General features: G+C 46.2%; 12 protein-coding genes. 7 read left to right on the plus strand and 5 right to left on the minus strand.

What is annotated here, in order from left to right:
• Positions 1-918, minus strand: coding sequence for a glycine--tRNA ligase subunit alpha (gene glyQ, locus R7093_RS20805; RefSeq protein ID WP_005383818.1), 918 nt, complete (start codon positions 916-918; stop codon positions 1-3).
• A gap of 484 nt (positions 919-1,402) precedes the next feature.
• Between glyQ and R7093_RS20810 the strand changes: the two genes are divergently transcribed.
• Entirely contained in the window at positions 1,403-1,957 is a 555-nt protein-coding gene (locus tag R7093_RS20810; RefSeq protein ID WP_047102560.1) for a TMEM165/GDT1 family protein, read from the plus strand.
• A 160-nt stretch (positions 1,958-2,117) separates the two neighbouring features.
• Positions 2,118-2,378 carry a hypothetical protein gene (locus R7093_RS20815; protein ID WP_047102559.1) on the plus strand — a complete coding sequence of 87 codons (261 nt, stop codon included), beginning with the start codon at positions 2,118-2,120 and terminating at the stop codon, positions 2,376-2,378.
• A gap of 44 nt (positions 2,379-2,422) precedes the next feature.
• On the opposite strand, the gene tusA is transcribed toward R7093_RS20815, so the two are convergent.
• On the minus strand, positions 2,423-2,671 hold the full coding sequence (gene tusA / locus R7093_RS20820) for a sulfurtransferase TusA (RefSeq protein WP_005378879.1): 249 nt from the start codon (positions 2,669-2,671) through the stop codon (positions 2,423-2,425).
• A 133-nt stretch (positions 2,672-2,804) separates the two neighbouring features.
• On the opposite strand from tusA, the gene R7093_RS20825 reads away from it, so the two are divergent.
• Both R7093_RS20825 and R7093_RS20830 read left to right on the plus strand, forming a co-directional pair.
• Complete coding sequence (locus R7093_RS20825; RefSeq protein WP_005378880.1) at positions 2,805-2,987, plus strand: hypothetical protein; 183 nt, start codon at positions 2,805-2,807, stop codon at positions 2,985-2,987.
• Positions 2,988-3,154: 167 nt separating this feature from the next.
• Entirely contained in the window at positions 3,155-4,099 is a 945-nt protein-coding gene (locus R7093_RS20830; RefSeq protein ID WP_005378881.1) for a LysR family transcriptional regulator, read from the plus strand.
• 52 nt (positions 4,100-4,151) lie between these two features.
• Here the strand turns inward: R7093_RS20830 and R7093_RS20835 are convergent, their stop codons facing one another.
• From R7093_RS20835 to fadB, 3 genes are all read right to left on the minus strand, one after another.
• On the minus strand, positions 4,152-5,132 hold the full coding sequence (locus R7093_RS20835) for an MDR family oxidoreductase (protein ID WP_005378882.1): 981 nt from the start codon (positions 5,130-5,132) through the stop codon (positions 4,152-4,154).
• 252 nt (positions 5,133-5,384) lie between these two features.
• A complete protein-coding gene (gene fadA / locus R7093_RS20840; RefSeq protein WP_006743176.1) occupies positions 5,385-6,560 on the minus strand; it encodes an acetyl-CoA C-acyltransferase FadA in 1,176 nt (391 codons plus the stop codon).
• A 14-nt stretch (positions 6,561-6,574) separates the two neighbouring features.
• A complete protein-coding gene (gene fadB, locus R7093_RS20845) occupies positions 6,575-8,746 on the minus strand; it encodes a fatty acid oxidation complex subunit alpha FadB (protein WP_047102558.1) in 2,172 nt (723 codons plus the stop codon).
• A gap of 261 nt (positions 8,747-9,007) precedes the next feature.
• Between fadB and R7093_RS20850 the strand changes: the two genes are divergently transcribed.
• Genes R7093_RS20850 through hemG form a run of 3 tightly spaced genes read left to right on the plus strand, consistent with a single transcriptional unit; the run spans position 9,008 to position 11,672 of the window.
• Positions 9,008-9,631 carry a YigZ family protein gene (locus R7093_RS20850; RefSeq protein ID WP_047102557.1) on the plus strand — a complete coding sequence of 208 codons (624 nt, stop codon included), beginning with the start codon at positions 9,008-9,010 and terminating at the stop codon, positions 9,629-9,631.
• A gap of 46 nt (positions 9,632-9,677) precedes the next feature.
• Positions 9,678-11,135, plus strand: coding sequence for a TrkH family potassium uptake protein (locus R7093_RS20855; protein ID WP_005378893.1), 1,458 nt, complete (start codon positions 9,678-9,680; stop codon positions 11,133-11,135).
• 9 nt (positions 11,136-11,144) lie between these two features.
• Positions 11,145-11,672 carry a menaquinone-dependent protoporphyrinogen IX dehydrogenase gene (gene hemG, locus R7093_RS20860; RefSeq protein WP_005378894.1) on the plus strand — a complete coding sequence of 176 codons (528 nt, stop codon included), beginning with the start codon at positions 11,145-11,147 and terminating at the stop codon, positions 11,670-11,672.
• The last annotated feature ends 43 nt before the right edge of the window (positions 11,673-11,715 follow it).

The following is an 11,715-nucleotide window of genomic DNA, read 5'->3' on the forward strand; positions in this document are numbered from 1 at the left end:
TTACGCTTGTTCTTTCTTACACATTGGGAAGCCAAGAGCTTCACGCGATGCGTAGTATGCTTCTGCAACTGCTTTCGTCAGGTTGCGGATGCGTAGGATGTAACGTTGGCGTTCAGTTACTGAGATCGCTTTACGCGCATCTAGTAGGTTGAATGCGTGGCCAGCTTTTAGAATGCGTTCGTAAGCAGGCAGTGGCAGTGGCTTTTCAAGCTCAAGTAGTTCTTTACACTCTTTTTCACACTGTTCGAAGAAACCAAATAGGAATTCAACGTCTGCGTGCTCGAAGTTGTAAGTTGATTGCTCTACTTCGTTTTGGTGGAAGATATCACCGTAAGTCACTTTGCTGCCGTCTGGTGCGATGTTCCAAACTAGGTCGTAAACAGAGTCTACTTCTTGGATGTACATTGCTAGACGTTCGATACCGTAAGTGATTTCACCAGTTACTGGCTTACACTCAAGACCACCAACTTGCTGGAAGTAAGTAAACTGGGTCACTTCCATGCCGTTTAGCCAAACTTCCCAGCCCAGACCCCATGCGCCTAGTGTTGGGTTTTCCCAGTTGTCTTCTACGAAACGGATGTCGTGTACAAGAGGGTCAATACCAAGAACTTCAAGGGAGCCAAGGTACAACTCTTGAATATTGTCAGGCGATGGTTTTAGCGCTACTTGGAATTGGTAGTAGTGCTGAAGACGGTTAGGGTTTTCACCGTAACGGCCATCAGTAGGACGACGTGAAGGTTGTACGTAAGCTGTCGACATTGGCTCTGGGCCAAGCGCTCGTAGACAGGTCATTGGGTGAGAGGTACCCGCACCCACTTCCATATCTAGCGGTTGAACAATGGTACAACCATTTTGAGCCCAATAATCCTGCAGCGCGAGGATCATTCCCTGGAAGGTTTTGATATCGTATTTTTGCATAAGTCAGGTTCGCGCGATTCTCTTGTTACTCGTTAATTCGTCATCTATGCCGAGTTTTTCAACTCTAACAACGGCGATAAAGAGTAATTACGGTTGAATAAATTAACAATCTAGTATAACCAGATATTGAGCATGGGAGTAGAGCTAATCTTGATTAATTCGTGGGCGATTTTCTCCTTTAATGAATTTTTACCGCGTTATCTGCTGTATTTTTCCTAAAAGGGAGTTTTTGCCTGCTTTGGCTCTTGAGAAGCGCAACAAAGGTGGCTAGAATTGCGCCTGTCTTTGGGGAGTAGCTTACCTGATGAAGTTTCTGTTTCATCTGGTTCGTCCGTCAACATAATTGGTGCAAAATCACCATGGCGTTCGAGACTTGAAGCCTTTCAAGTTTAGCAAGACCTTAGACAAATCATCACGAACCGGGGTAGGGGCGTGAGGTTTGTCTTCGGTTAAAAATAATAATCCCTGCCCCAATGAGCATGTCGTGAGCGTTTTAGCTATTTCAATTACTACTGTAGCGTTAGCAGAAATTGGCGATAAGACCCAATTGCTATCTCTATTACTCGCAAGTCGTTACCGAAAACCAATCCCAATTATTGCAGCAATCTTTTTGGCAACTATTTCCAACCACGCTTTGGCTGCATGGTTAGGTGTGGTTGTCGCAGACTATCTATCACCTGAGATTTTAAAGTGGGTGCTGGTGGTCAGTTTTGTCGCGATGGCGGCTTGGGTTCTGATCCCGGACAAACTGGATGATGACGAGCAGATTTCTAATCGAGGCCCATTTATTGCCAGCTTTATCGCGTTCTTCGTTGCGGAGATAGGCGATAAAACTCAGATCGCCACTTCCATCTTAGGGGCGCAATACGCGGATGCGTTAAGTTTGGTGATTATCGGTACCACAATCGGTATGCTGCTGGCGAATGTTCCTGTGGTCCTGATTGGTAAATTGTCGGCCGACAAGATGCCTTTAGGACTAATCCGTAAAATCACCGCATTTTTGTTTATTGCTCTGGCAATAGGGGCTGCACTGTTCTGATTTTTTACACGTGAAATGATGTGAGTTATCAATCATTAGTGGCGTGCTGCGCGAGTTCAAACTCTGACTCAAAATCGTTCCGTTGCGTGACGGATGACATATAAGTGTCATACTTGTCATGGTAGTTTAATGGTGTGAATGATAGCGAGAGGGCAAGTTTATGCTTACACGTTACATGGGGATGTCCCCGAAGAGTCAGAGTTATTTATTCACTTTTGGTTTAGTGCTGTGTTTACTAGCGATGGTGCTAACTGATATGTGGTTACCGATTGTAGCAGGATCGTTCGTTCTTACTGGATTGACAGTAGAAGCGTGGATTCGTGTCGCTCACATCATTCCTATGCATGAAGAGATGCGGGCAATGAAGAAACAACTTAACAAGCTCCAATCAGAAGTTCGCACACTTGAATACGACGAATAAACAAACGGCAGCCAATATTGGCTGCCGTTTTTAGTTCGACCAGATTATTCCAATCCTTTCTTGATCAGGTACTGATACGGAACTTGCTCCGTTTGTGCCGCAACTAATTGGTGGTCCATAAAGCGGCAGAAACTCGGAATGTCTCGAGTCGTGGATGGATCGTCTGCTTTGACCAGCAAAATCTCACCATCTTGCATGTTGCGAATTGTCTTCCTGACCATCATCACTGGCTCTGGGCAGCGCAGTCCTTCCGCCTCTAATGTCTTGTTTGCCAGTTCAGGATTAAAGCTCATAGTGTGATTCTCGTAACTAACTGAGCGTTGAATTTTACTTTCGTTGAAAAAATATTCAATAACCACTTGGCAAACCGAATTTTTTGTTTTACCTTGAATTAACAATTTGGTAACAACTGGCAAGGGAGAGGCAATGTTAACAGCGTTAGACAGACTTACGATTTACTCAGTGCTGTGTTTTATCTCGTTTTGTGCATTGGTACTCAGGACGCCAGCTGACACCTCTTTGACGCCTCTTGTAGGCATGGTTGCCACTATTATTGGGATTTGGATCGAGATGCGCAGATGGTCTGGCGCATCTGAGCAAGAAAATTAGCGCTTCTTGCTTGGATCAGAATGCTTTTAATAACGCTCACCTATTTTTACCGACACTTCATTCCGACACTATCCCCATTTTTCTTGGGCTTCCCCGCTGAAAGGCGGGATTTTTTTTGCCTAAAGAGTACAATTTACCCAAACACATACAAAATAAGTGGCTAATTCGTGGAACTGGAAGACATCTATCGCCGAGATTTAAATTTACTGGTTGCGTTGCGAGTACTGATAGAAGAAAACAGTGTCAGTAAGGCGGCAACACGTCTGAACCTGAGTCAATCGGCAATGAGTCGCGTGCTTGGTCGTCTGCGTGACTTATTGGGAGATCCGCTGTTTACTCGTCAGGGACAGCATTTGATCCCAACTCAGAAAGCGTTAGAGATCGATCGCTCATTGGGCGAACCATTAGAGTCTTTACGTCAGTTGTTATCTCCGGTTGAGTTTGACCCATTGCAATGCGTACAGACTTTCAACATCGTGACCACCGATTATGCCATGCAAACGATCTTACCGTTCGCTTTGCCGAGAATTTACCAAGAAGCACCAAACGTGTCTTTCAACTTCTTACCACTGCAACACGACCGTTTATCAGATCAGCTCACTTATGAAGGTGCAGACTTAGCGATTTGTCGCCCGACAGGTCCGGTGGAGCCTCTACGCAGTGAAGTGTTGGGGCGAGTGGGGGTGCTGTGTATGCTTTCAAAACAGCATCCATTAGCGGATAAAGAAATGAGCTTGGATGATTATCTGAGTCATCCACATGCCATGATCGCCATCAGTGATGGTGTTAAGGCACTGATCGAACAAGCTTTGATGGAGAAACCTAAGCGTAAAATGGTTCTGCGGGCTTATCATTTAGAAGCCGCATTGGCGATCATGGATACCTTGCCAATTATCATCACAGTGCCAGCGGACTTGGCGTATCTGGTTGCCGAGCGTTATGACTTGGTGGTGAAACCGTTACCATTCCAATTCACGCCGTTTGAATACTCGATGATTTGGCATGCGCGTTGCGAGCATTCTCCCGCTCAAGAATGGTTAAGAACGATTGTGCGTGAAGAGTGTAGCCGTCTGATAGCTAAACGTATCGAAGATATGGGACTGAACTGCTAACAAAAAAGAGCCAGCAATGCCGGCTCTTCGTCTGTTTACACTGAGTCAGTGTTTATAGCTTGATAACCACACGACCCGTTACTTGACCGTTGGTGATGTCTTCTGCATATTTCGGTGCTTCAGCAAGAGCAACTTCAGTACACGCTTGCTCGAAGTAGCTGTCTGGTAGTAGCTCGACCAGCTTTTCCCATGCTGCGATACGTTTCTCTGTTGGGCACATTACTGAGTCCACACCTTGTAGGCGAACATTACGTAGGATGAACGGCATCACTGTGGTTGGTAGATCAAAACCACCTGCAAGACCACAAGCTGCAACTGCACTGTTGTAATCCATTTGCGCCAATACTTTAGCCAGTACTTTGCTGCCTACAGTATCAACCGCACCTGCCCATACTTGCTTTTCAAGTGGACGTGCTGGTTCTTCAAATTCAGTACGGTCGATGATGCGGCTAGCACCTAGTTTTTCAAGTAGCGGGCCGTTTTTCTCTACACGACCTGTCACTGCAGCAACTTTGTAGCCAAGCTGTGCTAGAAGCGTTACTGCGACTGAGCCTACACCGCCACTTGCGCCAGTTACTAGGATTTCGCCATTTTCAGGTTTGATGCCTGCATCAAGCAGTGCTTGAACACACAGCATACCAGTGAAGCCAGCAGTACCAACCATCATTGCTTTCTTGCTGTCTAGACCTTTTGGTAGTGGTACTAGCCAATCCGCTTTTAGACGAGCACGCTGAGACATACCACCCCAGTGGTTTTCACCCACGCCCCAGCCAGTAAGGACAACTTTGTCACCAGCTTGGTAGCGGTCGTCTTCTGAGCTTACTACCGTACCTGCTAGGTCAATACCTGGCACCATCGGGAAGTTACGGATGATTTTACCTTTACCTGTGATCGCAAGACCGTCTTTGTAGTTTAACGATGAGTAATCAACGTCAATCAGAACGTCGCCTTCAGGCAGTTGTGTTTCATCGATTTGCTCGATGTTAGCGATAGTACGTTTGTCTTCTTGATTTAGAACTAGAGCATTAAACATAAGGTTCTCCGATTGTGCGGTAGCATGACTCTGGGTCACATGCAGCAAGATATCAACTGGTCTAAGTGTATGTCTTCTTTGTCTATGAATAAAATGAAACTTGAGCATTTAATGTATGCTCTTCATGCATGTTTGATGTAAAACAAAAAGGGCGACATCAATTGTCGCCCTTAAGTGTAATACTAAAAATTTTATTATTAGTTCATTTGCTTATGATTGTTGGCTCGATCACTACAACAACGTCTTGAACTGTTATGGTCGTTCAAATACTGTCGCAATGCCCTGACCCAAACCGATACACATGGTGGCCAGACCGTATTTCGCGTCTTTCGCTTCCATTAGGTTGATCAACGTTGTTGAGATACGTGAACCAGAACAGCCGAGTGGATGACCCAATGCTATCGCACCACCGTTAAGGTTGACCTTCTCATCCATAACATCAAGCAGGCCTAAGTCTTTAGCACACGGCAGAGACTGCGCGGCAAATGCTTCGTTTAGCTCAACCACATCCATGTCTTCAATTGAAAGACCGGCACGCTTGAGCGCTTTTTTCGTCGCAGGTACAGGACCGTAACCCATAATAGAAGGATCGCAGCCCGCAATGGCCATGCCTTTAATACGTGCACGAATCTTCAAGCCAAGCTCATTGGCTTTCTCTTCGCTCATGATCAACATCGCTGATGCACCATCGGACAGAGCCGATGATGTACCGGCTGTTACTGTACCGTTTGCTGGGTCGAACACTGGGCGAAGTTGAGATAGACCTTCAACGGATGTTTCAGGGCGAATCACTTCGTCGTAATCCAGAGTGAACAGTGTGCCGTCTGCTGCGTGGCCTTCAATTGGTAGAATTTCGTTTTTAAAACGACCCTCTACGGTTGCTGCGTGCGCACGAGCGTGAGAGCGAGCGGCAAACTCGTCTTGTTGCTCACGGCTAATACCATGTAATTTACCAAGCATTTCAGCCGTTAAGCCCATCATGCCCGCAGCTTTTGCTACGTTCTTTGACATACCTGGGTGAAAGTCTACACCGTGGTTCATTGGCACATGCCCCATGTGCTCAACACCACCAATTAGGCAGATTTCAGCATCGCCAGTCATGATGGCACGTGTACCATCGTGAAGCGCTTGCATTGATGAGCCACACAAGCGGTTCACCGTCACGGCGCCAATTTCAATCGGCAGACCAGCAAGCAGCGCCGCATTACGTGCAACGTTAAAGCCTTGCTCTAGTGTTTGCTGTACACAGCCCCAGTAGATGTCTTCAATCTCGCTTGGGTTCACTTGTGGGTTACGCGCAAGAATGCCTTTCATTAGGCGCGCAGATAGATCTTCTGCTCGTGTATGACGGAAAGCACCACCTTTAGAGCGACCCATTGGAGTACGTAGACAATCGACTACGACAACATTTCTTGTTTGATTAGTCATTTTAGAATCCCTCCTTAGATAGAACCTTGCTGTTGTGCACCGTAAAAGCTTTCACCTTTCGCCGCCATATCAATCAGCATTTGCGGTACTTGGTACATCGCACCTAGCTCGGCGTGTTGTTTTGCCATTTCAACGTATTCAGCAATACCCACGCTGTCTAGATAGCGGAATACGCCACCGCGGAATGGAGGGAAACCAAGACCATAAACCAGTGCCATATCCGCTTCTTGTGGAGTGGCAATGATGCCTTCTTGTAGGCACAGCACCACTTCGTTGATCATTGGAATCATCATACGTTGAATGATGGTCTGATCGTCAAAGTCCTGCTTATCGGCACAAACGTCAGCAAGTACCGGTAAGATCGCTTCGGAGAAGGTTTTCTTCGGCTTACCTTTTTTATCTATGGTGTAGCTGTAGAAGCCATTACCATTTTTCTGACCATATTTGTCTGCTTCGAACAGTGCATCAATCGCATCACGACCTTGTTTACCCATACGCTCAGGGAAACCGTCAGCCATCACAGCTTGTGCGTGGTGCGCGGTATCAATGCCGACTACGTCAAGCAAGTACGCCGGTCCCATCGGCCAGCCAAACTTACGCTCCATGACTTTGTCGATTTTCGTAAAGTCAGCACCATCACGAAGTAGCATGCTGAAGCCGCCAAAGTATGGGAACAATACGCGGTTAACGAAGAACCCTGGGCAGTCATTAACGACAATTGGTGATTTGCCCATTTTCGCAGCATACGCCACAACACGATTGATGGTTTCATCAGAGGTGTGCTCACCACGGATGATCTCAACAAGAGGCATACGATGCACTGGGTTGAAGAAGTGCATACCACAGAAGTTTTCTGGGCGTTTTAGTGATTTTGCCAATAGGTTGATAGGAATCGTCGAGGTGTTTGAGGTGATAACGGTGTCGTCACCGACATGGGACTCAACTTCACTCAAAACTGCTGCTTTTACTTTCGGGTTTTCAACGACAGCTTCAACAATCACATCAGAGTTTTCAATACCTGCGTAATGTAAGCTCGGTGTGACTGACGCTAAAATACCCGCCATCTTAAAGCCATCAATACGACCGCGAGATAAGCGTTTATTCAGCAGCTTAGATGCTTCAGTCATGCCTAGGTCGAGCGACGCTTGCGCGATGTCTTTCATTAAGACTGGCACACCTTTTAGCGCTGATTGGTAAGCAATGCCGCCACCCATGATACCTGCACCTAATACGGCTGCACGTTGCGTGTCTTTACTTGCTGACTTCGCTGCTTTTTTCGCAATGCCTTTGATGTATTGATCATTAAGGAATAGGCCAACGAGTGATTTTGCTTCTTCCGATTTAGCCAGTTTCACGAAGTGCTTACGTTCAATGTCTAACGCTTCATTACGTGCAAAGCGAGCACCTTCTTCAATCGTGATAACGGCTGTCATTGGGGCAGGGTAGTGAGGACCTGCTTTTTGTGCCACCAGACCCTTCGCCATGGTGAAGCTCATCATTGATTCAAGCTTACTCAGCGTTAGCGGAGATGTTTTCTGTGCTCGGCGTGCTTGCCAGTCAAGTTTCTCGTTAATTGCAGAGTTAAGAGTTTGTAGTGCTGATTCGTATAAAGCATCAGGCTCTACAACTGCATCGAGTAAGCCAATTTTCAATGCTTCATCAGCTCGGCATGCTTTACCTTGGGTGATGATTTCCATTGCGCTGTCTGCGCCAATAACGCGAGGTAAGCGTACACAACCACCAAAGCCAGGCATGATTCCCAGTTTCGTTTCTGGTAGGCCGATGCTGGTGGTTTTGTCACCAATACGCATGTCTGTTGCTAGCACACATTCACAACCGCCACCAAGAGCGTGGCCTTTGATCACTGAGATGGTCGGAACGGGTAAGTCTTCTAATTTGTTAAAGATGCTATTAGCAAATTGCAGCCATTGGTCGAGCTCGGCATCCGTTTTAGCAAACAGACCTAAAAACTCGGTAATGTCTGCGCCTACAATGAATGCGTCTTTATCTGAAGTGAGCAACAACCCCTTGAGGCCTTGATGGGCAATGAGCGCATCAAGAGCTTTATCTAGCGATTCCAATGTCGCTAGGTCGAGTTTGTTGACGGATTTTGGAGAGCAGAAGCTTAGCTCTGCAATACCATCTTGTATTTCCTTTACCTGTAGGGTTTCGGCTTGGTAAATCATTGTCTATCTCCATGACATACAATCGTGGATTGTCTGTATACCTATTTCAACGACGCCGTGTACCTCGGCAAATAGGTATCGAGGAAGTCGTTTTATTTTTGTTCTGGTTTGACCAGTAAGGTTAGTTTGGATCGTGGATTGTCTAATTTCAATACATTTTTTAAACAAGTGTTTAACATTGTGCGCTATGGCAGATCTTATGCGACGGGTAAATCACACTCGTGATAGACTTCAGGCAAATAGACCTGAATCCATAATCCTATGAATGACAAGCCTTATCTTATTCCAGCAGAGCCCGCTCAATTTGAAGAAGAAATTAAAAAGAGCGTCTTCATTACTTATTTAGCGCACACGCCAAGTATCGAAGCTGCAAAAGCATTTGTTGATCAAATCAAAGCTAAACACGCTGATGCTAGACATAACTGTTGGGGCTTTGTTGCTGGTCGCCCGGAAGATTCAATGACATGGGGCTTTAGTGATGATGGGGAGCCGTCCGGAACAGCAGGCAAACCAATCCTGGCGCAGCTGTCTGGATCTGGGGTGGGGGAGATCACGGCTGTGGTCACGCGATACTCTGGTGGAATCAAGTTAGGTACAGGCGGCTTGGTTAAAGCGTATGGGGGTGGGGTTCAACAAGCGCTCAAGCTGCTTCAAACTATTGAGAAAAAAATAACCACAAAGCTCAGACTAACGTTAGACTATGGGTTTATGCCGATCGCACAATCAATCATGCCGCAATTTGGTGCGATAGAAGTCGAGGCTGAATACAGCGATCAGGTCGTATTAGTGGTGGAAATTGAGCTTCGAGAAGTGAGCGCGTTTACCCAAGCAATCATCAATAAAAGCGGGGCAAAGGCAATTGTCACTCCGCTAGACGGACAATAATGAAAAACAGGAAGCAACAGGGACAGCTTCGCTAGTCAATTTATCCATGCAATTTCGTTCAATTATTCGAATCGTCGGGCTACTGCTCGCACTCTTTAGTGTCACTATGCTTGCGCCAGCACTCGTTGCGCTGATCTATCGAGATGGTGCTGGTGTGCCTTTTGTCACGACATTTTTTGTTCTGCTGTTTTGTGGGGCCGTTTGTTGGTACCCAAACCGCAGGTATAAGCACGAGCTTAAAGCTCGAGATGGCTTTCTTATTGTCGTCTTATTCTGGACAGTACTTGGCAGTGCAGGCTCGATCCCCTTTCTCATTGCTGACAACCCGAACGTCTCAGTGACAGATGCGTTTTTTGAATCGTTTTCTGCTCTCACGACGACCGGGGCGACCGTTATTGTTGGTTTGGATGAGTTACCTAAAGCGATTCTATTCTATCGACAGTTACTGCAGTGGTTCGGCGGTATGGGAATCATCGTATTAGCTGTGGCGATTTTGCCAGTACTTGGCATTGGTGGTATGCAGCTTTACCGCGCCGAGATCCCTGGTCCAGTCAAGGACACTAAAGTGACGCCGCGCATAGCAGAAACTGCTAAGGCGCTTTGGTACATCTATCTGAGCCTGACTATCGCCTGTGCTTCGGCTTTTTGGTTAGCTGGTATGACGCCATTTGACGCCATCAGTCACAGCTTTTCCACCATTGCTATTGGCGGCTTCTCTACCCACGATGCCAGCATCGGATACTTTGATAGTTACGCGATTAACCTGATTACGGTGGTTTTTCTGCTTATATCTGCATGTAATTACACACTGCACTTTGCTGCATTTGCATCAGGTGGCGTACATCCCAAGTATTACTGGAAAGATCCTGAGTTTCGCGCCTTCTTGTTTATTCAAGTGCTGCTATTTATCATTTGCTTTCTATTATTACTGAAACATCACTCTTACACATCGACATACGATGCTTTCGATCAGGCTCTGTTCCAAACCGTATCAATATCCACAACAGCGGGCTTTACGACAACAGGTTTTGCGGATTGGCCGCTCTTCTTACCTGTGCTGTTATTGTTCTCTTCCTTTATAGGTGGTTGTGCTGGTTCAACAGGCGGCGGCATGAAAGTGATCCGTATCCTGCTTCTTACCTTACAAGGTGCGCGTGAACTAAAACGTTTAGTCCATCCACGCGCGGTTTACACCATCAAAGTAGGTGGCAGTGCTCTACCGCAACGTGTTGTCGATGCGGTTTGGGGTTTCTTCTCCGCATACGCATTGGTATTTGTGGTTTGTATGTTGGGGTTGATTGCAACAGGAATGGATGAGCTCAGTGCGTTCTCTGCGGTGGCTGCGACTCTGAACAACCTCGGTCCTGGCTTGGGAGAAGTGGCGCTTCACTTTGGTGATGTTAACGACAAAGCAAAATGGGTATTAATAGTTTCTATGCTGTTTGGTCGTTTGGAAATCTTTACCTTACTTATTCTACTTACGCCGACGTTTTGGCGTAGCTAAGGGGAAATCGTGGCAAAAGCATTATTTCTATACTCTTCCCGCGAAGGGCAGACTAAAAAAATTCTCCACTATATAGATGAACAACTTCCAGACTTCGATTGTGAGCTGGTGGATTTACATAATGTCGAGACGATTGACTTCAGCCAATACGACAGAGTATTGATAGGCGCCTCTATTCGCTATGGCCATCTTAATAAAAAGCTATACCAGTTTATTGAGCGAAACCTCAATCAATTGGAGCAAAATAAAGTGGCATTTTTCTGCGTAAACCTAACCGCTCGTAAAGAGGACCAAGGAAAGGATACACCTGAAGGTAGTGCCTACATTCGCAAGTTCCTAATTAAGTCGCCTTGGAAACCAACGCTAATCGGTGTTTTTGCTGGTGCACTTTATTACCCACGTTACAGCTGGTTCGACAGAACTATGATTAGGTTCATTATGTCGATGACGGGTGGCGAAACTGATACGACCAAAGAGGTGGAGTACACCAATTGGGAAAAAGTGGCTCTTTTCGCAGATAAATTCAGAGAACTGTAGAAATAACGTGCTCTTTTGACCGCTTTTGATGCAAATTTATCCG

Source organism: Vibrio sp. 1580 (assembly GCF_033340055.1).

Coding starts and splice junctions, on each gene's coding strand:
- fadA (WP_006743176.1), bottom strand. CDS start 6,560: ATGACTAATCAAACAAGAAATGTTGTCGTAGTCGATTGTCTACGTACT.
- tusA (WP_005378879.1), bottom strand. CDS start 2,671: ATGAGCTTTAATCCTGAACTGGCAAACAAGACATTAGAGGCGGAAGGA.
- R7093_RS20825 (WP_005378880.1), top strand. CDS start 2,805: ATGTTAACAGCGTTAGACAGACTTACGATTTACTCAGTGCTGTGTTTT.
- glyQ (WP_005383818.1), bottom strand. CDS start 918: ATGCAAAAATACGATATCAAAACCTTCCAGGGAATGATCCTCGCGCTG.
- R7093_RS20850 (WP_047102557.1), top strand. CDS start 9,008: ATGAATGACAAGCCTTATCTTATTCCAGCAGAGCCCGCTCAATTTGAA.
- R7093_RS20855 (WP_005378893.1), top strand. CDS start 9,678: ATGCAATTTCGTTCAATTATTCGAATCGTCGGGCTACTGCTCGCACTC.
- R7093_RS20835 (WP_005378882.1), bottom strand. CDS start 5,132: ATGTTTAATGCTCTAGTTCTAAATCAAGAAGACAAACGTACTATCGCT.
- fadB (WP_047102558.1), bottom strand. CDS start 8,746: ATGATTTACCAAGCCGAAACCCTACAGGTAAAGGAAATACAAGATGGT.
- R7093_RS20815 (WP_047102559.1), top strand. CDS start 2,118: ATGCTTACACGTTACATGGGGATGTCCCCGAAGAGTCAGAGTTATTTA.